At 51.5% G+C, this 22,537-nt stretch carries 19 protein-coding genes; 9 read left to right on the top strand and 10 right to left on the bottom strand.

Annotated features, from left to right (window positions below; translation table 11 throughout):
• Nucleotides 1-73: 73 nt before the first annotated feature.
• Nucleotides 74-907, top strand: coding sequence for a phytanoyl-CoA dioxygenase family protein (locus tag ACYVBJ_RS11920; protein WP_460982525.1), 834 nt, complete (start codon nucleotides 74-76; stop codon nucleotides 905-907).
• A 143-nt stretch (nucleotides 908-1,050) separates the two neighbouring features.
• On the top strand, nucleotides 1,051-3,162 hold the full coding sequence (locus ACYVBJ_RS11925) for a protein-disulfide reductase DsbD family protein (RefSeq protein ID WP_460982526.1): 2,112 nt from the start codon (nucleotides 1,051-1,053) through the stop codon (nucleotides 3,160-3,162).
• Nucleotides 3,163-3,243: 81 nt separating this feature from the next.
• Here ACYVBJ_RS11925 and ACYVBJ_RS11930 read toward each other — a convergent pair whose 3' ends face one another.
• Nucleotides 3,244-4,275, bottom strand: coding sequence for a fatty acid desaturase (locus tag ACYVBJ_RS11930; RefSeq protein ID WP_460982527.1), 1,032 nt, complete (start codon nucleotides 4,273-4,275; stop codon nucleotides 3,244-3,246).
• Nucleotides 4,276-4,546: 271 nt separating this feature from the next.
• Nucleotides 4,547-5,239, bottom strand: a complete 693-nt coding sequence (locus ACYVBJ_RS11935) for a porin family protein (protein WP_460977979.1) — start codon at nucleotides 5,237-5,239, stop codon at nucleotides 4,547-4,549.
• Nucleotides 5,240-5,773: 534 nt separating this feature from the next.
• On the opposite strand from ACYVBJ_RS11935, the gene ACYVBJ_RS11940 reads away from it, so the two are divergent.
• Nucleotides 5,774-6,577: a lysophospholipid acyltransferase family protein gene (locus ACYVBJ_RS11940; RefSeq protein ID WP_460982528.1), complete on the top strand. Its 804-nt coding sequence runs from the start codon at nucleotides 5,774-5,776 to the stop codon at nucleotides 6,575-6,577.
• A gap of 18 nt (nucleotides 6,578-6,595) precedes the next feature.
• Here ACYVBJ_RS11940 and ACYVBJ_RS11945 read toward each other — a convergent pair whose 3' ends face one another.
• From ACYVBJ_RS11945 to ACYVBJ_RS11975, 7 genes are all read right to left on the bottom strand, one after another.
• The gene (locus ACYVBJ_RS11945) at nucleotides 6,596-8,017 is read right to left on the bottom strand and encodes an inorganic phosphate transporter (RefSeq protein WP_460982529.1); all 1,422 of its coding nucleotides are present in this window, start codon (nucleotides 8,015-8,017) and stop codon (nucleotides 6,596-6,598) included.
• Between the two features lie 130 nt (nucleotides 8,018-8,147).
• Nucleotides 8,148-9,194 carry a dual-specificity RNA methyltransferase RlmN gene (gene rlmN, locus ACYVBJ_RS11950; protein WP_460982530.1) on the bottom strand — a complete coding sequence of 349 codons (1,047 nt, stop codon included), beginning with the start codon at nucleotides 9,192-9,194 and terminating at the stop codon, nucleotides 8,148-8,150.
• A gap of 44 nt (nucleotides 9,195-9,238) precedes the next feature.
• A complete protein-coding gene (locus ACYVBJ_RS11955) occupies nucleotides 9,239-9,754 on the bottom strand; it encodes a CvpA family protein (protein ID WP_460982531.1) in 516 nt (171 codons plus the stop codon).
• 81 nt (nucleotides 9,755-9,835) lie between these two features.
• Nucleotides 9,836-10,285: a GatB/YqeY domain-containing protein gene (locus ACYVBJ_RS11960; RefSeq protein ID WP_460982532.1), complete on the bottom strand. Its 450-nt coding sequence runs from the start codon at nucleotides 10,283-10,285 to the stop codon at nucleotides 9,836-9,838.
• A 113-nt stretch (nucleotides 10,286-10,398) separates the two neighbouring features.
• Nucleotides 10,399-11,547: an acyltransferase family protein gene (locus tag ACYVBJ_RS11965; RefSeq protein ID WP_460982533.1), complete on the bottom strand. Its 1,149-nt coding sequence runs from the start codon at nucleotides 11,545-11,547 to the stop codon at nucleotides 10,399-10,401.
• A gap of 113 nt (nucleotides 11,548-11,660) precedes the next feature.
• Nucleotides 11,661-12,566 carry a prohibitin family protein gene (locus tag ACYVBJ_RS11970; protein ID WP_460982534.1) on the bottom strand — a complete coding sequence of 302 codons (906 nt, stop codon included), beginning with the start codon at nucleotides 12,564-12,566 and terminating at the stop codon, nucleotides 11,661-11,663.
• Nucleotides 12,567-12,928: 362 nt separating this feature from the next.
• Complete coding sequence (locus ACYVBJ_RS11975; RefSeq protein ID WP_460982535.1) at nucleotides 12,929-13,375, bottom strand: DUF1573 domain-containing protein; 447 nt, start codon at nucleotides 13,373-13,375, stop codon at nucleotides 12,929-12,931.
• 243 nt (nucleotides 13,376-13,618) lie between these two features.
• Between ACYVBJ_RS11975 and ACYVBJ_RS11980 the strand changes: the two genes are divergently transcribed.
• The 5 genes from ACYVBJ_RS11980 (at nucleotide 13,619) to ACYVBJ_RS12000 (ending at nucleotide 19,266) form a co-directional block, all read left to right on the top strand.
• Nucleotides 13,619-16,024 carry an alpha-ketoacid dehydrogenase subunit alpha/beta gene (locus ACYVBJ_RS11980; RefSeq protein ID WP_460982536.1) on the top strand — a complete coding sequence of 802 codons (2,406 nt, stop codon included), beginning with the start codon at nucleotides 13,619-13,621 and terminating at the stop codon, nucleotides 16,022-16,024.
• 81 nt (nucleotides 16,025-16,105) lie between these two features.
• Entirely contained in the window at nucleotides 16,106-17,746 is a 1,641-nt protein-coding gene (locus ACYVBJ_RS11985; protein WP_460982537.1) for a 4Fe-4S dicluster domain-containing protein, read from the top strand.
• Nucleotides 17,747-17,789: 43 nt separating this feature from the next.
• Nucleotides 17,790-18,335 carry an NADH-quinone oxidoreductase subunit J family protein gene (locus tag ACYVBJ_RS11990; protein WP_460982538.1) on the top strand — a complete coding sequence of 182 codons (546 nt, stop codon included), beginning with the start codon at nucleotides 17,790-17,792 and terminating at the stop codon, nucleotides 18,333-18,335.
• Entirely contained in the window at nucleotides 18,319-18,630 is a 312-nt protein-coding gene (gene nuoK, locus ACYVBJ_RS11995; RefSeq protein WP_460982539.1) for an NADH-quinone oxidoreductase subunit NuoK, read from the top strand. Before ACYVBJ_RS11990 ends, nuoK begins: the two co-directional genes overlap by 17 nt.
• Before the next feature lie 21 nt (nucleotides 18,631-18,651).
• The gene (locus ACYVBJ_RS12000) at nucleotides 18,652-19,266 is read left to right on the top strand and encodes a 2OG-Fe(II) oxygenase (RefSeq protein WP_460982540.1); all 615 of its coding nucleotides are present in this window, start codon (nucleotides 18,652-18,654) and stop codon (nucleotides 19,264-19,266) included.
• On the opposite strand, the gene ACYVBJ_RS12005 is transcribed toward ACYVBJ_RS12000, so the two are convergent.
• Complete coding sequence (locus ACYVBJ_RS12005) at nucleotides 19,263-20,219, bottom strand: phytanoyl-CoA dioxygenase family protein (protein ID WP_460982541.1); 957 nt, start codon at nucleotides 20,217-20,219, stop codon at nucleotides 19,263-19,265. The two genes, ACYVBJ_RS12000 and ACYVBJ_RS12005, sit on opposite strands and share 4 nt — an antisense overlap.
• 400 nt (nucleotides 20,220-20,619) lie before the next feature.
• Here ACYVBJ_RS12005 and ACYVBJ_RS12010 point away from each other — a divergent pair, with 400 nt between their 5' ends.
• Nucleotides 20,620-22,536 (top strand): NADH-quinone oxidoreductase subunit 5 family protein, encoded by a 1,917-nt coding sequence (locus tag ACYVBJ_RS12010; protein WP_460982542.1) that lies wholly within the window; start codon nucleotides 20,620-20,622, stop codon nucleotides 22,534-22,536.
• Nucleotide 22,537 lies beyond the last annotated feature (1 nt).

The raw sequence follows: 22,537 nt of genomic DNA on the forward strand, positions 1-22,537 counted from the left end.
CAGTAGATCTGGTGGCGCTAGTTTTGTCTTACTCGATTAGTCATAAACTCAAACCTTGCACGATCCCAACCCTATGGAAGCCACCATCGACAAAGCTGTTCTGTCTGAAGAATTAAACACACCCTACGCACTAAGCCCGGAGGCAATCGCTTTTTACCGCCAGAACGGGTACGTTAAGCTAAGACAAGTGCTGAGTCAGGCCGTGCTCAGCTATTACGGAGACATCATCACCGACCTGGTATTTCGGCTCAATACGTTAACCAAGCCAATGGAAGAGCGCACTACGTATGAACGGGCGTTTCTTCAGGTCATGAACCTCTGGCAGGAAGATGAGCAGGCGAAAGCGTTCGTTTTTTCGAAACGTCTGGCCAAAATCGCGGCTGATCTGATGGGTGTTGAAGCCGTGCGGCTTTACCACGATCAGGCCCTGTATAAAGAACCATCCGGTGGTATCACTCCCTGGCACGCGGATCAATTCTACTGGCCTTTAGCGTCGCCCAATACCGTAACGGTTTGGATTCCGCTGCAGGAAACGCCTATGGAAATGGGACCGCTGGCCTTTGCGGAAGGCAGTCAGCACGTAGAGATTGGTCGTGATGTTGAAATTAGCGATGAGAGCGAAGCGATTCTGGCGGATACATTGCAAAAACAGAATTTTCCGCTCAATGATACGCCATTCGAACTCGGTGAGGTAAGCTACCACGCGGGTTGGACGTTCCACCGGGCTGGGCCAAACCTGTCGAGCAAACCCCGTAAGGTAATGACCATGATTTATATGGATAGAGACCAGGTAATCATGCAGCCTCGCAACACCTATCAGGTCGCTGACCATACCAAGTGGCTGGCTAACGCTCCCATCGGCGGTACGCCACAGGATGCGCTTAACCCTGTTTTGTTTAGTCGATAAGCCGTACCTAACTAGAGTTCGTTACGTAGTTCATTTGCAAACCCTGGCCGTGGCCAGGGTTTTGTTTGTTGGTTCGGGTACGAAATGGAAATATTTTTGTGGTATTTCTGTTCATCAAGAAACCATCACTTACCCAAAGCGGTATGAAATCAATGTTCGCGCTGGTGATTGGGCTGTTAATCAGCTTTATGACTGTAGCGCAAATCCGTAAAGACCCGACTTCCTGGTCGGCGAAAGTAGTGAAACAACCCGCTCAGGTCGGCGACGTAGTCAGCGTTCGGATCGAGACTACCATCGGCAACGGCTGGCACATGTATTCGAACGACCTGGACCCCAATATTGGCCCAATTCCGACAACATTCAAGTTTAACAGTTCCGACGCCTATTCGCTGGTTGGAAAGCCGACACCGATTGGGGTAGAAGAAGTTTTCGAAGAGGTATGGGCCGCAAAGGTGCGACAGTTTAAAAACAAAGCCGTTTTTGAGCAGAAAGTAAAACTTCTTAAGCCTGTCGGTACGTTCTCGGGTACGGCCGAATATCAGGTATGCTCCGACAAAGACGGCGTTTGCCTGCCACCGGCCGAAGTCGAGTTCTCCGCTGACATCAAAGCCAGTGCGGTAGCGGCAACAGCGCCACCGTCGACCTCGGCTGCTTCGGTAGCAACGGCTCCCGCAACCAGTTCAGTTACGACAGCTCCCGCTTCGGAAACTGCCGTTGCGGCTGCCACACCATTCGATACGGCTACACCTGGAGTAAGCGTATCCGACGCGGGTGTGAAAGAGGCCCTCAAAACACCAGAGGAAATCGTGGGAACAGCCGCGTCGGATACACCTGCCGATACGTCCATGCTCGGCTTTATTGTTGCGGCTTTCTTATCGGGCTTGTTGGCCTTGCTGACACCTTGCGTGTTTCCCATCATTCCGATGACGGTAAGTTTCTTCACCAATCAGTCGGGAGGCCGCTGGAAAGCCTTGCTGTTCGGTGCGTCGATTATCGGTATTTACGTCCTGGTGGGCACCGTTGTTTCGCGCATAAACGGCCCGGCTTTTGCCAATTTTGTCAGTACGCACTGGTTACCCAATGTGCTTTTCTTTGCTATTTTCTTTGTCTTTGGCTTATCCTTTCTGGGCTTGTTCGAGATTGTGCTGCCTAGCTCTTTAGTAAACAGCGCGGATGCCCGTGCCGAACGGGGCGGTTTAGGTGGCGTTTTCTTTATGGCGTTTACCCTCGTTCTGGTGTCGTTTTCCTGCACTGGGCCGATTGTGGGCAGTCTGCTCGTTGCGTCGGCGGGTGGAGAGGTCATCAAGCCAATTATTGGTATGACGGCTTTCTCGTCTGCTTTCGCTGTGCCGTTTACGTTGTTTGCGGCTTTTCCGCAGTGGCTGAAGAGTATGCCTAAGTCGGGCGGCTGGCTCAACTCAGTAAAGGTGATATTGGGCTTTCTGGAGTTAGCACTAGCGTTGAAATTCCTGAGCATTGCCGATCAGGTTTACCACTGGGGGCTGCTCGACCGGGAAGTATTCCTGTCGTTCTGGATTGTGATCTTTGCCCTGATCGGCTTTTACTTTCTGGGTAAAGTGCGGATGCCTCACGACAGCGAAACGAAGACAGTAAGCGTGCCGCGCCTGCTGCTGGCCATTGTTACGTTTGCCTTTGTCGTGTACATGATTCCAGGTCTGTGGGGAGCCCCGTTGAAAGCGCTATCGGGCTACTTGCCACCTGCCACGTCGCAGGACTTTAGTCTGGCTGCCGGTTCATCTTCTTCAAGAAACGAAGCGAGTAATACCCTGGGCGAAACGCCTAAGTACGCCAACCTGTTTAAGCTGCCGCAAGGGTTGCAGGGCTTTTTCGATTATAAGCAAGCGCTTAATTACGCCAGGAAGGTCAATAAACCCGTCTTCATTGACTTTACGGGTCATGGTTGTGTGAACTGTCGGGAAATGGAAGCCCGTGTCTGGTCAGATCCCGCCGTTCTGTCCCGGCTTCAGAATGATTACGTAGTCGTTGCGCTCTATGTAGATGACAAAACGGAATTGCCTGAAAAAGATTGGTACACCTCTACCTATGATGGGAAGGTGAAAAAGACAATCGGTGCCCAGAATGCCGACCTGCAAATCACGCAGTACAACAATAATGCGCAACCGCACTATTGCCTGGTAAACAGCGAGGGTAAGCTCCTGGTAGCGCCTAAGAATTACGACCGTAGCATTGATAATTTCGTTACGTTCCTGGATTCTGGAACAGCAAAGTTTTAATCGATAAGGTTACCAACAAAAAAGCCGAAGCAACTGACTGCTTCGGCTTTTTCGTTGATGCTTGTAGCTAAGTTAATTCAGTTACGCTGCACTTTCGGCGGGAATAGCGTGCGATTGAACCAACTCCATATCGGGCTTCGACTGGTCGGCGATGGCTACACGGCCCCGTTCTTTACGGACAATCCGTGAGTAGAGCGATATTTCCTGGTCGAACAGAAAGCGGAAGAACAACCGAACATAAGACGTATGGTATTTTAACGTATCGTAATATTCGGGAGCCGATTTCTTGATCTCAGGAAGTCTGTTCCAGGGAATAGAGGGGAAATCGTGGTGCTCGTTATGAAATCCTACGTTTAAATTAACGCCGTTCAACTGACCATAGTAGCTGTAGGTTTCCTGCTCCGGATCGAGCGTCAGGTAGTGCTCCTGAATCCAGCGGGCCCCTAGTGGGTGAAGACCAACTGAGAAAAACAGGCACAACAGCATGAAGATAAGCGCCTTCCACCCAAACAAAGTTACCACCAATACGTCGAAGGCAAGCTGAACGATGATGTTAGCGGCTACCCATTTATCGATGACGGCCAACTCTTTCATGCGAATAGTCCGTATGGCCTGGAAAATAGGGAACAGCAGCAACCAGATCGCTTTTCCGATCGCGTAGTTATTGATGAGCTTCGCTTCGTACCAATCTGGCAGGTCAGCGTCCAGTTCGTGGACACCCTGAAATGCGTGGTGCTTGATATGGAAATTTTTGAATGATAAAGCGGTTGGAAATACGGTTGGCAGGTTGGCAAAAATAGCTGCCCAGGCGTTGGCCGCTGGCTTGCGGAAGATCAGATTGTGCGCAGCTTCGTGAATGCACACGAACAGCGTATGCGCCGGAAAGGCGCCAATGAACCAGGCCGCTGCCACAACAAGCCACCACGATTGATCCCTGAGCAGATACGCCATGCCGGTCATGAGCGAAACACAACCCAGAATGACCCAGAATGTCGTAGGGTTCTTCTGACCAATTAATTTCTTAATTTCTGGGTGCGATTTCAGGATTTGCCGGGTACGAATACGGTGGGGTTCGGTACTGGTTGAGCGAACAAAATCGGTTAATCTTGCCATAGTTGGGTGTCGCCAGAACAAATTCGGTGAATAACGAAAGGTAAAAATAACACCTTTTCAGTTGATGCAATCATGTGTTTGCTAAAACCCTACAATTTTAACCGTCTATTCATCAAAAAGAAAAGCGAAGCCGACTGGCTTCGCTTTTACTGATTCAGGTTGATTCAACAAAATAAATAGGAATGGTGGTTGATTCAGTGAAGTAAGGATAGTGAATGTAGCGAGTGAATGGGGGTACGGACTAGATGCTACACCACTATCCTTACTTCAGTTAATAACCTATGGGGAACGAGTAACCCAGCGAGACACCTACTCCGCGGTTACGTACGTTCACGTTGACAACGGGCACCTGTACCTGGCGCGTGAAGCCGTGGGTGTAACGGCCTTCGATGAAGAATTTGCCAGGGCCAGCATCCATCGCTACACCTAAGCCACCTACGGCGCTCACATCCCAGCGATTCAAGGCACCGCCGTAATTTACGTCTACATCAATAGGCTGAGAGGTAACAAGCAGGGCTGTAGCCCGGCTGCGAACGCGTCCGTCGAGTGCATAGCCGACGGCCGGACCGGCAATCAGATACGGTTGGACCGGACCATCCGAAAAATTCACTTTAAACAGCAGGGGCACTTCGAGGTTCTGCGACTGGTAGGCAATTCGGGCCCCGATCGGTAGTGAAACGCCACCCAGGTTCAGGTCAACGCCTTCTTTAACCATAAACCCTTTTTGTATGTACGAAATCTCGGGCCGGAACGATACGTAGTCGCTCAGCGGAATGTCCAGGAAAATGGCACCCGTGGGGCCGGGCGATGGATGGAAGTCGGGCGTCAGGCTACCCAGGAACTCGGGTTTAGAGGCAAAGGCCCAGTTTGCTCCGCCCCGGATGCCGACCTGCACCTGAGCAACTGCTGTTTGAGCGAATGATAAACCAAGGGCAACGATACCAGCGAGCACAATTCGTTTCATGACTTTGGAGGGAAAACAGATTGGTAAAGAAGTAAACTAAGCGTAATTGTGTAGATCGTCGGCAATAGGCAGGTTGTGTTTTTGTGCGATATGCCGGTTTGACAGTGTAGCCATCCAAAGGATTAATTAAATTTCAAATTATTTATAACGGACTAAAGGTGAGTAGCTTGACTGGATATCTGCTCAGACTGCGTTTGTATTATGGTAGGTTAGATACCATGAGCAGATTTTATGCCTGACATTGCCATTGTTGAGCAACCGTTACGTCTTTATCCAGCGCCAATGTTCAGGCAATGTGCATGTGCAGAGTATCCAGGCGGTTAGGGTCGGAATTACATCTGGAATGGCACTCGCTAGGAATTATATCAATTGCGAAGACAAACAGGCTAAATTTCGGATTGGTTTACTTTCGTAAGCCCGAACTTGCATACGGCTCTTGCAGGCTTTTTATTTGTGATTTGGCCGTTTGCACTATTTCTTGAAAACATTGTAACGACCTTGTAACTTTACTGACTACGTGCCAGCTTAACCTCCATGAAATACATTAAGCCAACTAAATTCAGCTACCTGCCCAAGTTTTTGATGCCGCTGGATGTGCTCGGCATTTTCGAGCGTGACCCGTTTGGCAATTCACTCTTGGTAAGGCGAATGCTAATTGCCATCGTGGGCTGGCTTACGTATGCACGCTACACAGTTGTCAATCGAATTCAGATCGAAGGCACGGAGAATCTGGAAAATCTCCCAATCAACAACGTCTTATTCCTGTCGAACCACCAGACGTATTTTGCCGATGTGATTGCTTTCTTTCACATTTTCTGCGCCGTCAAATGGGGGTTTCAGAATACCATGCTTCCTCCCGTTTATCTACTGGGGCCGCGCGCCAGACAGTACTACGTAGCAGCTTCCGAAACGATGAACAAAGGCTTCGTGCCGCGCATATTCGCGGCTGGAGGGGCGTTGACGATTGAGCGCTCGTGGCGAGCCGAGGGCCGTGAAGTTCAGCGGTCTGTCGATACGTCGGCCAACGACAAAATAGCCAAAGCACTGGCGCACGGTTGGGTCGTCAGCTTCCCGCAGGGAACCACCAGCCCTTATGCGCCCGTACGAAAGGGAACCGGCCACCTGATCAAAAACAATGAACCAATTGTAGTGCCGGTGGTGATTAACGGATTTCGCAGAGCATTTGATAAGAAAGGACTGCGGTTTAAGAAGCGCAATACGTTGCTCACGGTTCGCTTTAAAGAGCCGCTGCAATTCGGTCCGGACGAGTCCGTTGACGATATTGTTGCCAAAGTCAGACACGCCATCGAGCAGGACGCTCCGGAATGGGTAAAGTGAACAGGCATTACCAATTCGTTATAGGACCCAGCGGAAGAAAATATACAGGGTAAACGACAGCAGCATGGAAACGGGTAAAGTAAGCACCCACGCCAGCGCGATGTTCCGAACGGTTCCAGCCTGTAAATTCTTAATTCCTTTGTTGGCGACCATGCTGCCCGCAATCCCCGAAGACAGGACGTGCGTAGTGCTAACGGGCAGTTTCATCCAGGACGCCAGCCCGATCATGGTAGCTGCGGTTAATTCGGCCGACGCGCCCTGCGCATAGGTCAAATGTTGCTTCCCGATCTTTTCGCCGACGGTAACGACGATCCGGCGCCAGCCAATCATGGTGCCCAGCCCTAAGGAAAGCGCAATCATTAAAATGACCCACAACGGAGCGTAGTCCGTATACCGGCGTAATCCGCTTTCTTCGCTCAGGTTGGTTTTGAGAACGGTAAGTTGGTTCGGACTCAAATTGGCTCCTTCATCTTCCACAATCTTGTTCATGTTACTATTGATCAGCAACAGGTCCCGCCGTACGTCCAGGCGTTTTTCCTGCGGAATGCGATTGTCGACCAGCGGCCCGTTGATTAAGGCTTTCAACTCCGACAGTTCGGTCTGGGTGCGGGCCAGGCGAGCCTGATTAGTAGGAGAAAGCTGTTTGGCATTGATGGCCGCAGCGGTCTGCTCAATACCTGCGATATTAGGTTGAAGGAGACGAGGGTCAAGGTCCGTTTTGATTGCAAAATGGAAGGGCACAACTCCGATCAGGATAAGCATTATCAGGCCAACGCCTTTCTGACCGTCGTTGCTGCCGTGGAAGAAACTAACCAGCGAACAGGTAGCAATCAGGATGCCGCGAATCCAGGCTGGTGGGGGCGCGTTTTTCTTAGGCTCCTTGAAAAGCTGATCCTTAGTTTCTTGGGGCACTGTCCGGCGGATAAAAAACATGATGATAATGACCAGGCTGAACCCGAGTAGTGGAGATAGTAACAGGGCCTGCCCCGTTTCAATGGCTTTTTCCCAGTTTACGGCCGACCCGGTTTTATTATCGGGCAACGTAGCAAAGGCAAGTCCAACGCCAAGAATGGAGCCAATGAGCGTGTGCGAACTAGAGCTGGGCAGCCCAAAGTACCACGTACCGAGGTTCCAGATGATAGCACTAATCAGCAAGGCTAGCACCATCGCTATACTGTGGTAAACGTTCTGATCAACTAGTAATTCAACTGGCAACAGGTTAACGATACCCATCGCTACCCCAATACCGCCCAGCAGAACACCCGTGAAATTGCAGATACCTGACCAGACAACCGCAATGGTTGGTTTTAGCGAATTGGTATAAATGACAGTGGCAACTGCGTTGGCAGTATCGTGAAACCCGTTGACAAATTCAAAAGCGCAGGCAGCGAACAGGCTGATAAACAGGAGGATAAAAACATCCGTTTCTAATCCAAACATGAGAGGTTTGTCTTCTATGATCAGGCAAACAGCGGATCTGTGAGCCAATTATGTTTGCAAAAGTACGGCAAACAAGGGAGAGCCATATTACCAAATTGTTAAGCAACAAAAATGGGGCTCGTAAGCCCCATCATTTTTTACCTGCCAATTGCCCACAGGCCGCATCAATATCTTTACCCCGACTTCGCCGGACATTTACCGTAACGCCTTTATTCTCCAGAAAATCGGCAAATCGGTCGAGGGTTTGCGGATCGGTATTTTTGAAGTTTGCTTCCGCAATCGGATTGTACTCGATGATGTTTACTTTGGCCGGTACGCGCCTGGTGAACTTCCAAAGCTCCTGAGCGTCCTGAAGCGTATCATTGAAATTGTAAAACAGGATATATTCAAACGTAATCCGAGTGCCTGTTTTCTTGTAGAAGTAACCCAATGAATCGCCTAAGGCCTGTAGCGTATTGCTTTCGTTGATGGGCATAATCTGGTCGCGCTTCTGGTCATTGGCCGCGTGCAACGACAGCGCCAGGTTGAATTTCACGTCGTCATCACCCAGTTGCTTAATCATCTTGGCAATACCCGCCGTTGACACCGTAATCCGCTTGGGCGACATGCCCAGGCCGTCCGGCGACGTAATGCGATCAACTGATTCCAGTACGTTCTTATAATTCAGTAACGGCTCGCCCATGCCCATGTAGACAATGTTCGACAGAGGAACATTATAGTTCTCTTTCGCCTGCCGGTCAATGGCGACAACCTGGTCATAAATTTCGGAGGCTTCCAGATTCCGCTTCCGGTCCATATAACCCGTGGCGCAGAACTTGCACGTCAGTGAGCAGCCCACCTGACTCGATACGCAGGCCGTCATCCGGTTATTGTCGTCATTCCGTAAAGCCGGAATCAGAACGCCTTCTACCAGATTTCCGTCGAACAGTCGAAACGACGACTTAATGGTACCATCGCTACTACGTTGCTGCTGATCGACTGTGAGGGGGCGAATTTCAAAATGCGTATTCAGCAGATTTCTCGTCGGCACCGACAGGTTGGTCATCTGCTCAAACGACAAGGCCGATTTCTTCCAGAGCCACTCGTGAATCTGCTTCGCCCGGAATCCCTGTTCCCCCTGCTCCGTCAGCCAGTCTTTAAGCTGTGCGGCCGTTAGCTTACGTATGTCTTTTTTCATTAGTTAAAGAGCGAAAGAGTGCATGGGCGATATAGTTTATCCATTCATTCACTCTTTATAGTATCTGCCCGCCACTTCTTTCCGGCTTCTAATCCTTTCGGCACCCATACGGCAGCTTTGTCCATCACGTTCGGCGCAACAGGCAGAATGTAAGGATATAAGAACGCGCCGTCGGTATGGCGGGGGGGCATTTTAACCCCCATATAGCTGAACAACCAAAGGATTACACTAATTCCAAAAACCCACGTAAAAAGACCTACCGCAGCACCGGCTACGCTGTCGAACGTGCCCAGCATCGTGTATTTGAGCGACCGACGCAGGGCAAACCCCATCTGGTTGACCATGAACACAGTAGGGAAAAAGATTACTGAAAAGCCTAGCCATGGCAAAAGTTTACGAGCCAGTTCCCGGCTGGTGTACGGACTCAGCAGGTCAATGCCGAACGCCAGAAACTTGAACCCGACGATCATGGCAATAACAAACGCAATAACCGCAACGATCTCAATCAGGAGGCCTTTACGGTATCCGTTAAATGCGCCCCACGCCAGGGGGATAATCATAAAAATGTCGAGGGTATTCAACTTTTGAAAGAGTGAAAGAGGAAATGAAAGAGTGACTCAGCCGTTCGCTCTTTCATTTCCTCACTGCAAAAGCTGCTTCACCATCGTTGAGATGGCTTTGCCGTCGGCCTGTCCGGCAAGCTCTTTAGTAGCGACGCCCATTACCTTACCCATATCTGAGGGAGCCGACGCACCGACCTGCGAGATAATCGCCTGTAGCTTTTCTCTTAATTGGTCTTCTGAAAGCTGTTTTGGCAGGTAATTCTCGATGATCGCAATTTCCACTTCTTCCGTTTTCAGCAGGTCTTCGCGGCCTTGCTGGCGGTAGATGTCAGCCGAGTCTTTACGTTGCTTGACGGCCTTCGTTAAGATTTTGGTTTCGTCCTCCGGCTTCAGTTCACCATGAGCGCCTTCCTTCGTTTCTTCCAGCAGAATCATGGATTTGATAGCGCGCAGTGCCCGCAGACGGTCCTGGTCTTTAGCCAGCATCGCTTGTTTAATATCGGCGTCGATTTGTTGTTTTAAGGCCATAATAGTTAACAGATGAATAGCCAAAATTAGGCAATCTTCCCCAAACTATGCGCTTCGCCGACCTGAGCTACGTTGTTAGTCGGCACGTGCGGCAGACAGACTCACCGCCCCATCTACACACGCAGGAATACATTCTTTTTGTACAGAAAGTAAAGAAACGCCCACTTTACGGCCAGAAATCCAAGTACGGCACCTAGGGCCTGAACGGGTTTGGCGAAGAACTGAAGCACGCCATTGAACAGATAGCGCGATGTGTGCTCGAAATCAATGACATCGCCAACGAGATAAATCAGGATGGAATTCATGCCGATAACGACAAAGAAAAACGCCCACCGACGATTGTTACGTACGTCGATGATCCAATAGAACAAACTGAGCAGCAGCAAGCTCCAGCCGCCTGCTACCAGCACAAATGAACTGGTCCACAGATTTTTGTTGACTGGAAACACCAAATGCCATAGCCAGCCGATAGCCAGACAGACAACGCCCGCCAAGGCTAGACGCTGAAGTTTGCGCCCTTCGCCAATGTCCCGGCGTCGCAGCTGCGTTCCGGCGAAAATGCCCAGCAAACCGGTGCCGATAGCGGGCAAAATACCGAGCAATCCCTCGGGGTCATGCACCACTTTATACAGTCGACCTGGTATAAGCAGTCGATCTACGTAGCCGACCAGACTGCCTTCCATCGTCAGATTACCCGCACCGTAACCCGGTACTGGCACGAGCATCAGCAACGCCCAATACCCCAATAGCAATCCGGCAAAAATTCCGTAGCGCGCTCGTTCGTTACGGACGTACACATAAATCAGCTGCGCAAACATGCCCGCCAGACCTATTCGGCCCAGTACACTCGGAAAGCGCATTTCGTCGAATGAGTTTTCGAATAAGCCATTGTTATGGATAATGCCGAGCACTACCAGCAGGAGCCCGCGTGTGATGATCTTCCGGGACAGCTTTGCTTTAGAATCTCCTTTTGCCAGTCGGCTACCAACGGAATAAGGAGTAGATACGCCCGCCAGAAATAAAAACAACGGAAAAATATTGTCGTACGGCCGGTATCCGTTCCAGTCGACATGCGTAAACTGATCTGCCATCAGAATAGCCCAGGCCCAGCCGGTTGTTTTGGCCAGTACGTGAAAAATTTCTTCCCCACCCATGATCCAGAACATATCAAAGCCCCGTAACGCGTCGAGCGAAAGTAAACGTCGGACAGGGGCTGGCTGAGCAATGGCGGTTTCCTGGGCAGTATTGGTAGCAGTTTGCATGCAAAAAAGTATTTTAGGAAGGGATCGGTAAATTACAAAAAGAAAGGACAGCCGCGCGGCTGTCCTGATGTTAAAACCTGCAAATGCTGAGCAGAATACAGATTGGTATGCGCTTATCGATCATTTAAAATTAGAGGTACATTGCCTCGCCCGCCCATAATGACAATCTTAGCGTTCGGCGATGCGGCCAGTTCACGTTGCGCTTTAATCTGCTCGTATTGGAGCTGCTTGTCACTAAGACCGGTGGAAAGAATTTTCTGGTAGTCGGCTATCCCCTGGGCTTCTACGCGCTTTCGTTCGGCTTCCTGACGTTCTTTCTGAAGAACAAACTGCATTTTCTGAGCTTCCTGCTCGGCATTAATTTTTGATTCAATCGTTTTCTTGACCGAAGCGGGCAGATCGATATTGCGAATCAGCAACTGCTCCAGCATCAGGCCCCGCTTGCGGAAATCATATTCGATCGTTTTATAGATACGTCCCTGAAATTCATCGCGCCGGGTTGAATACAAGGCTACAGCATCGTAGTAAACAGCATTATCCCGAATACGAGTGCGAGTGATGGGACGAACAATCTTATTAGTATAATCAGGCCCGATCTGCTGGTATATTCTGGGCGCATCGGTAGGTACGACCCGGTACAGAACTGTTAGGTCAATAATGACTTCCAGCCCATCGGCCGTTAGAACCCGAATGGCATCATCTCCTTCTTTCATTCCCTCGTCATGCGTTGCCGACATGGTATAGTTCTGAGTTTTGATGTCAAACTCGGTAACAGTAGCTAACGGATTGACGAAATTTAAGCCGGAGTTAAGCGAACGATCGCTTACATTTCCAAACAGTGAAATGACGCCTACACTACCTGCGTCAATTTGACGGATACTGGCCGTAAGTAAGCCAAGCGCCATCAGAATGACGCCCATTACTTTGAGAGGACGGGAAAAGCGCGAGATTGTGAGCGCAGGAGTATTAACGGCAAATCCGGTGATAAGCACCAAAATACCGAGAATTATGAAAAACATGAAGATATGTGATTTTAAGGCGGTAGGTATTCAACGTAGCACAAACGGATTTTTGCTGCGTTCAACCCATTAGTACTGTACAGCAGTAAACTGCTTCGTCAGTGTGTGGATAAAAGCGGAAGTGAGGCAATCAAAAAGAAGGGAAAGCTACCAGTACTGAGGTGGTGCCATGGGCGTAGTGCGAAGCTGAACACAAGGCGAAGATAAGCCTTAGCGTCAAGGGGTGTAGCAAGTTTGGGAAGAGTGGAAACTGGGTCTGCCGGTCGGCTACAGAGCTGGATAAGTGATGAAAAGAAATAAAAAAAGGCATTCGGTACACTACCAAATGCCTTTCTCAACCACACTATTAACCCTTCAGCGTGTTAGCGTGAAGTTTTTGTGCCTTTTTTCTTAGCGGGAGCCGATGTGGCTGGGGCCGCAGCTGTTTCAGCTGCTTTTTGCGAAACCACTTCGCCCTTCAGATATAAAACCGTTTGTCCTGCTTCCGCGTTGCTCGTTACCGTCACCGTTTTGGTGAACTGGCCACCCGCAGCCGCGTTGAACGTAGCCGATACAGTACCTGTTTTACCGGGCATAACCGGCTCACGAGTCCAGCTTGGCTTGGTGCAGCCGCACGATGCCTGCGCATCGTTGATAATGACTGGATCGGTACCTGTATTCTTGAAGGTGAACACGTGCGTAACTGGCTTACCTTGCTCGATTTTACCAAAATCGTGCGTTTCCTCAGAGAATTTCATTACTCCCTTCTGAGCGTAGCCAACTGCGACGAACACAAATAAAGCTACGAAAAGTGAAAAAAACTTTTTCATTGGACTAAACGGAATTATGGTTTGGTTGTTAAGATAATGTACTTCAAAAAACGTTGTTAATGCAAACAGTTTGCCAAATTCTTGTTGGTCGCTGTCCGGTCAACAAAGAAACGCAGAAAATCGTTTTTTTGAAAGCTGTGATGTTTTACCTTATTTTTACTTTCACTTGGTTGCTGACTTGTTGGCTACCAAACACTTCATCAATAAATTGATTGTTGTACGCTTTCAACCCGTAGCTCTGTTGTGATAGCAAACGAACAACTTCGCTCGACTGATATTCTGGTCCCCGAAAAAATCCTATCCGATTACCGGCTGGCTTGCGAAAGCCGACAGGTTAGTTTGTTAGGACGGCGCGATGTAATGGGCGGGCGGGCCAAATTCGGTATTTTCGGCGATGGTAAAGAATTAGCCCAACTGGCTGCCGCTCACGCCTTTGAGCGAGGTGACTTCCGGTCGGGTTATTATCGGGATCAGACGTTTGTAGCGGCCCTGGGCGAATTGCAGTGGACCGAGTTTTTCGCTCAATTGTATGCTGATGCAGACGTAACGCGTGACCCAAATACGGCCGGCCGGTCGATGAACGGTCATTACGCTACGCGCTGGCTGGACAATCAGGGCCTATGGCGTAATCAGACCGAGATGTTCAACTCCGTTTGTGACATCGCGCCAACGGCCGGTCAGATTCCCAGGTCGCTTGGCTTAGCTTATGCGTCTAAACTCTTTCGGACCAATCCGGCATTGAGTGAACTAGCTCAGTTTTCGCGCAATGGCAATGAGGTAGTGTTCGCTACCATTGGTGATGCCTCCACCTCGCAGGGCATGTTCTGGGAAACCATGAATGCCGCTGGTGTGTTGCAGGTGCCTTTACTGATGTCGGTTTGGGATGATGGTTATGGTATATCGGTACCGGTTGAGTACCAGACCACGAAAGGAAGTATATCAAAAGCACTTGCTGGTTTCCAGCGCGATGCTGAGGAGCGGGGCTTTGAGATTTTTACCGTGAAAGGCTGGGATTACGTTGCCTTGCTGGAAACGTACCAACGGGCGGCCCGCATCTGCCGTAAGGAACACGTACCAGTCCTTGTTCACGTACAGGAGCTTACGCAGCCACAAGGCCATTCGACCTCTGGTTCGCACGAACGGTATAAATCAAAAGAGCGCCTGGCCTGGGAAGCCGCGCACGACTGCAACGTAACGTTCCGGCAATGGATTCTGGAAAACGGTTATGCCACGCACGATGAGCTGGACGCGATTGAAAACGAAGCGAAGCAGGTAACCAAGAAAGCACGTCTGGATGCCTGGAATGCGTTCCAAACGTCGATGAAAAGCGACTTCGATGAAGCGCTTGATTTGTTGCAGCAGGCGGCTAGCCATCATGCCAAATCAGCCGAACTGATGGCTGTTCGCGAAGAACTGCGTAAAGCGTTTTCGCCCCTGCGCCGTGATGCAACAGCCGCTGTACGTAAGGCCCTGCGGATATTACGTAATGACCAGGGGGTAGGCCGCCAAAGGTTATACGCCTGGCTGGAACGGACCAATGCCGAGAATGCCGAACGGTTCAGCTCGCATCTATATAGTCAATCGCCGGAGTCGCCTATGCTCATCGAAGGTGTACCCGCGCAGTATACCGACGAAAGCCCAACTGTTGACGGCTACCTGTTAATGCAGCGTTACTTCGATAGTCTGTTCGGGCGCGACGCTCGGGTGGTGGCGTTGGGCGAGGATGTCGGCCTCATTGGCGACGTGAATCAGGGTTTTGCTGGTTTACAGGAGAAATACGGTGAAGCTCGTATAACCGACACCGGAATCCGTGAGACAACGATTATCGGACAAGGCATTGGGCTGGCCATGCGAGGCCTGCGGCCCATCGTTGAGATTCAGTATTTCGATTATATTTTCTATGCCCTCGCTACGTTGACTGATGACCTGGCCACGCTTCTTTATCGGACGAAAGGCGGCCAGAAATCGCCGGTAATTATCCGGACACGGGGGCACCGCCTGGAAGGAATCTGGCATTCGGGTTCGCCCATGGGGGCTATGCTCAGCAGCTTACGGGGATTACACGTATTGGTACCCCGCAACATGACCCAGGCCGTTGGGTTTTATAACACCTTGATTCAGGGCGATGATCCGGCCTTGCTCATCGAATCGCTGAACGGATACCGGTTAAAAGAACGGGTTCCTGACAATCTAGCGGAGTTTTGTGTTCCATTGGGAGTACCAGAGATATTGCGGGCCGGTACGGACGTAACGGTTGTGACTTACGGTTCCATGTGCCGGATTGTCCTGGAAGCAGCCGGGCAACTGGCTCAGTTGGGCATAAACGTAGAGGTGATTGACGTACAGACGCTGCTGCCGTTCGATGTGCATGAGTCCATTGTGCAGTCGATTCAAAAAACCAGTCGGGTGGTGTTTGCCGATGAAGATGTACCCGGTGGCGCATCGGCCTATATGATGCAGAAAGTGGTTGAAGAACAGAACGCGTATCGCTATCTGGATTCGGCTCCGCGCACGTTAGCTGCAAAAGCCCACCGTCCGCCGTACGGATCCGACGGCGATTATTTTTCGAAACCGAACGTTGACGATGTCATTGAGATCGTGTATTCGCTGATGAGCGAGGCCGAACCCAACCGGTTTCCAACCATTTAGCGAAAGAGCGAACGAATGAAAGAGCGGATTATCAACCTTGTCAGTTCACCCTTTCATTCGTTCGCTCTTTCACTCTTTTAAATGCCTTACTTTGACGATATAAAGTCCGGTATTCGGACGACACTTAAGGGGCTAAGTCTGACGTTACGTCACCTGCGCGATGCCACGCAGCGCCGGACGCCGATGGGCATTGCGAGCGATAACTACTTCGATCAGCAGAACGGCCTCGTTACGCTTCAATATCCGCACGAACAGCTGCCCATTCCCGACAATGGCCGCTATCGGCTACGTAACGAAATCGAAGATTGTATCGTCTGCGATAAATGCGCGAAGGTTTGCCCGGTCGATTGCATTACAATCGACGCCATCAAGGCAACTGAAGAGATAGGCCGTGCGTCGGATGGGTCGCCCATTCGATTGTATGCCGCTACGTTCGACATCGACATGGCCAAGTGCTGCTATTGTGGGCTGTGTACCGTGGTATGCCCTACGGAGTGCCTGACGATGGACAAAAAGTTTGATTACAGCGAATTCGAGTTAGGTAAGTTAACTTACAGTTTCGCTGAGTTAACCCCGGAACAGGCCGACGAAAAACGGGCGTTCTACGAACAGTTCGTTCGAGAGAAAGAAGAAGCTAAAGCCGCCCAAGTCGCTGCCAAGGCGGCACAGGCTACCCAAGCGAGTGAGACCGCAGCGGCACCCAAGCGCCCCGTGTTTCGGCCAACTGCCAAACCGGCTGCCCCACCCGACCCCACCGAAAACTCGACCCACGGGGCTATTGAGCACCCAGTGACCGATGCCACGCCGGACGAAATGCAACAGATCGCGCAGGGTGGCTTGGAAGCTAAGAAACGTCCTGTATTCAAGCCAACTCAGAGGCCCGCTGGCCACCCTCCGGTTCCTGACCAGGCTCAACCGCCACTTGCGGAAAACAAGACCGAAGCCAATAAGGAAAATAAGCCAGTGGTGGCTAAGCCCGCGTTCCGGCCGACGATGAAGCCACCAACGCCCAGGACGTCTCCGGAAGTGCCCAGCGCTGAAGCTCCGGCTGAAACACCTAAACCAAAACCAGCCTTCCGCCCGACGATGAAACCGACGGCGGCTGAAGAAGCTAACGCAGTTGTGCAACCGGATGCGGAAGCACCCAAACCCAAGCCTGGGTTTCGCCCGACGATGAAGCCCCCTAAGCCAGTTGATACGTCAGAAGCGGTCGATTCGCAGTCAACGGCTGAACCGGCGAAAGCAAAGCCTGCGTTCCGACCAACGATGAAACCAGCGGCTCCGGCAGAAGCAACGACTGATCCGTTGCATGCCGAAGTCCCCAAGGCGAAATCGACATTCCGCCCGGCGATGAAGCCCAACGCCGAAGCGGCCAGCGAGGAAAATAAGGCCAAGGCCGACGTAACACCGCCAGTTGAGGAGCTCAAACCAAAACCCGCCTTCCGGCCAACCATGAAACCGGCTGCGAAGGCACCGGACGTAGGGGAGCCGGATGGGGCTGCTACGTCGGAACCGGCAAAGCCGAAGTCCGCCTTCCGGCCGACGATGAAGCCGACGAGCCCGGCAACCATAGAACCGACGAGCGAAGCCTCAGCCGGGAAGGAGCAAACCGAGTCGTCATCCGAACAGCCGCCTAAACCTAAACCTGCGTTCCGACCGACCATGCGACCAAAACCCGATGCTGACCAGTCGAAACCGGAAAACGACGGAGAAACTGTGTAGGCCTGAATAAATCGTATCTGCATTCACCTAACTAACCGAATCCGTGGTTCAGCTTGCTTTTTACGCCTTTGCCGCGCTTACCCTAATCAGTGCCCTGGCCATTTTGCTCACCCGAAATGTGCTCTATGCGGCTTTTTTTCTCCTACTAACCCTGTTGGGCGTTGCCGGATTGTTCGTGCTGGCCAGCGCTGACTTTCTGGCAGTGGCCCAGATTATGATTTACGTCGGGGGTGTTTTGGTGCTGGTTATTTTTGGCGTCATGCTAACGCACAAGCCGGAGTCGCCTGCGGATACAAATAGTCAGGCTCCTAACCGCGTTCTGACGGCCAACCGAAGCTGGATTGCGGCTTTGTTACTAACGGCTAGTCTGTTTATTGCTCTGTACACCCTGCTGGTCCGAGCCGATTTTGCTCTGCTGAAGCAACCGGTTGGTTGGCAAAGCACCATACATACGATAGGCAAGCAACTGATGACCGAGTACGTAGTCCCGTTCGAAATAGCCGGTATTCTGTTGCTGGCCGCTTTAGTTGGCGCAACTTATCTGGCAGCTCCCTCGTTTAAAACCCTGAAAAATGGAACCCGTTCCTAGTCATTTGTTTTTGCTGGTTGGAGCCGCGTTATTCAGCATCGGTCTGGCCGTAGTGGTGTTGAAACGGCACGCTATTGTTGTCCTGATGGGTATCGAACTAATGCTGAATGCGGTAAACATCAACCTGGTTGCCTTTAGTCAATACGATCCGGATCGGTTGCAGGGGCAGATGTTCAGCTTGTTCGTGATGGTTGTGGCTGCTGCTGAGTCGGCGGTTGCGCTGGCTATTGTTCTTCAGGTGTATCGCCATTTCCGCACGGCGCAACTGGACGAACTTAATGAGTTGAAACACTAACTACTAGTTGTTTGCATGCGTATGGAAACGCTTTTCGAGCCGATCATCGATAGTATTACGACCGATGGCTACGGCATTCACGATAATTTTCTGACGGCTGACGAAGTCACCGCGCTGGCTACGCGACTCCGCGAACGCCGACAGGCCGGGCAGTTCAGGGCTGCGGCCATCGGCAACCAGCAGGTAACGGTCGAGAGCCAGATTCGGGGCGATGAAATCCTGTGGCTCGATGCCGATACGGCTACCCCTGAAGAAACCGCTTTTTTGCAACGGATCGGCGAATTCGTCGACTACGTAAACCAGACCTGCTACTTAGGGTTGCGGGATTACGAATTTCACTACGCGCTGTATCCGCCCGGTACCTTTTACAAACGCCACCTCGATCAGTTTCGCAGCGACTCACGTCGGAAACTTTCGGTGATCTGCTACCTGAACACCGACTGGCAGGAAAGTGACGGTGGGCAACTGGCTCTGTACGTACCCGAGCCGGACGGCACCGAAAAAACCTTGACGATTGCGCCCCTGGGTGGGCGATTGGTTTGCTTCGAAAGCGGCCGACTGGAACACGAAGTATTACCCGCCACCCGCGAACGGCTCAGCGTGACGGGCTGGTTAAAAACAGCGGCTTTGTTCTAACGCCTGATTATGTTGATCAGGAAACGGGGTACAAACCGACCTAACCGCCGTACCGGAGCCGGAATTGTGTAGCGTTTGGCATAACCCTCACTGTCGTAGGCCAGTTGTTGATTGAAATACTTGTTCGGTACGGGCTGGCCGGTGGCAATGTTCGTGATCTTGCGAACGTAGAGCTTATCTAACGTAGCGTCGGACCGCAGGGGCGTGTAATACACGCAGTTTTCGAAGAAGTAATGCGTAACCTGACTATGCCGTGATGCGCCGGGTGTCAGAATTTTTTCGCCCCCGTGCAGCAGATTCGCCGACCAGATAATGGCCTTGCCCTTCGGCATGTTGAGAACGGCTTTTTTCAGACCGTGTGCCTGAACAATTTCTTCTAGTCGCTCCTCATATCGTGCGTATGTTCCGCCGTAAATCTCTTCCACCGTCTGCGCTTCCGAGCCTTTTAGCCCCATGTCGATCAAATCATAAAACGGAAGTTTATGGCTGCCGGGATAGTAGTGTAGCGGCCCGTTGTCGGCGCGGACATCTTCCAGTGCTACCCAAACCCCACACATGAATCGTTGGGGGATGGAGTTGAAATGAATCGAATCCGAGTGTGTGCGCTGCTGCGTGCCGACCGGGAAGTTCAGGGTTTGAAACGGAATCGGCTCCCGGCGATACAGCAATCGAAGCGTCTCCATGATTTTAGGAGCCAGCGCAATTTGCCGGACGGCTTCAACCGTTTGCCAGGCATCCTGCTTCCTGAGGTCATTACCATACAGCGGCTGTACCTCCGCAACAGCCCGGTCGAGTACTGCTTCGTCGATTTCGGGATCAAAAATCAAGTAGCCATCGTCAGCATACCGGCGTACCTGCTCGGCGGTGGCTGGGTCCAGATTTGCAGCCTGAAGTTCCTGATTGAAAAATGGCGATTCGACCCAGGGTAGATTAATCGTAGCCGTGGTTGTCATGTGACTGAGAATAAGAGGTGTAGAAGGCGATTAGAAGCAAATCTATCAAAAAGACATACCACTTGCACGTCCCCTATCTATTTACTTATCCGAAGTCATAATTTGCTGTGAATGAGCGGTTCAGTCATCATTAAGCGGTGGTGTTACGTTGCGCGCCGTTGCGTAGGTCGAAACGCTGGTGATACGGGTCAATTTGAGGCCGAATAGCGATAGCAGGTGCGGTTATATAAGAAAAGAATAGCCTGACTGATTGGTCCGATTGGCTATAAAGCCGTACAACAACGAACCAATAAACAGGTGTGTTTTGCTGCTCAATTCTGTTCACCTCTGGGTAGTCAGTAACCGAGTTTGTTTAGAGACGCTGGATTGGGGATATTTGCGCGAGGATTAATCAGCACCGATGCCCGACGACGCACGACTACGCCTTTTGATTGCTATTTTGCTGGGATTGCCGTTTAGCGGAGCGCTGGTGCTGGCGGCTATCAAGCAGCGTACGGTAAGCGGGTTGGCGGTTGCCATAACTACCGTTGGACTCGTTGCTTCGGTGGTGTTGGCCATTCAGTTGCCTGAGCAGCCGGTAACGTATCAGGCGCAGTGGGCCACGTTTACCCAGCTCACATTCCCGATTAGTTTCCGGCTCGATGCGCTTACGGCGTTAATGCTGATCCTGGTTCATTTTGTTGCGCTGCTCGTTCAACTGTTTTCAGTCTCGTACATGCGGGAGGAGTTTGCGCATAGCCCGAGTCAGGCCGCCCGTTATTTTGCCTATTTACAGTTGTTTATCGGCTCCATGCTGGGTATTGTGCTGGCCGGTAACCTGCTGGTCCTGTACGGATTCTGGGAGCTGGTCGGGTTGGCGTCGTATCTGCTCATCGGGTTCTATGCCGAACGACCTGGTGCGAGTCAGGCCGCTAAGAAAGCATTTCTGATGAACCGGGTAGGGGATATGGGTTTCCTGATCGGTATTTTTCTTACCTATCACTATTACGGTACGTTAGAGCTGTCGGCTTTACTGACCGATGGGGCGTTTGCTGTGCCGCCGACTGCCGTGGGCTTGTGCCTGTTTATGGGATGCGTCGGTAAATCAGCCCAGTTTCCGTTGCTAACGTGGCTTCCCGACGCCATGGAAGGCCCGACGCCCGTATCGGCCCTGCTGCACGCGGCAACGATGGTAGCCGCCGGTATCTTTCTGCTGGCCCGTATCCACCCGTTGCTGTCGCCCGATGCGTTGGTCGTGATTACGCTGATTGGTACAATTACTACCGTATGGGGCGGGTATTCGGCCTTGTTTCAAACGGATATCAAGAAGGTCCTGGCTTTCTCGACGGTATCGCAATTAGGGCTGATGGTGGCCGGGATGGGTACTGGTCATGTGAGTGGCGCTATGTTCCATCTGCTTACCCACGCCTTTTTCAAAGCCGGACTTTTCCTGAGCGCTGGAGCTGTTATTCACGCGGTGCATACGCAGGATATGAGGCACATGGGCGGGTTGCGTAAAGCCTTACCCACAACCTTTCTGGTTTATTCGATCTGTGCAGCCGCTTTAGCCGGACTTCCGTTATTTTCAGGCTTTCTGTCCAAAGAAGCGATTCTAGGCGGAGCCTTCGCCTGGGCAGATGCACAAAGTGATGGCTTATCGTACCTGATTCCCGTATCGCTGCTGATTTCGTCTGGCTTAACAGCGCTCTATATGGCCCGACAGTGGCGGTTGATCTTCTTCAGTGACTACAGAAACCAAAACCAGCCACTGGCGCAGGCACACGAACCCGACTGGCTTATGCGCGGTCCGATGGTCGTGCTGGCCGTACTATCGATTGCATTCTGGTTTTCGTTGAATCCGTTTTCGGCGCATGGAAGCTGGTTCTTTGCGGTGATGCCGATGGCCGAGGAACATACCAGCTGGTGGTTAGCACCCGCGTCGATTAGCCTGGTATTGCTGGGTGGTTGGATAGGCTTCCGGATGAAAGAACCGAACCATACGCGCAGTTACGTCCGCTTATCCGTTGAGTACGGCTTTTTGGATACAATCTATCAATACTTCATCATCAACCCAGCGCTAAAACTAGCGGTACTTTTAACTCGCACGGACCAACGGGCGGTTGATAGGGCTGTCAACGGGGCGGGCGTCTCAACGGTGGTACTGGCTTATCTGACCAGCGGAGTAGACCGGTACGGCGTCGATGGACTCGTGAACGGGGCGGTCTGGCTGGCCGGCCGGCTCGGGCGAATTGCCCGGTCGGTGCAAAACGGTCGGGTGCAGTCATACATTACAGCGGCTGTTGTTGGGTTATTGATCGTGCTTTGGTGGTTGCTTTAAC

Source organism: Spirosoma fluminis, from assembly GCF_054778895.1.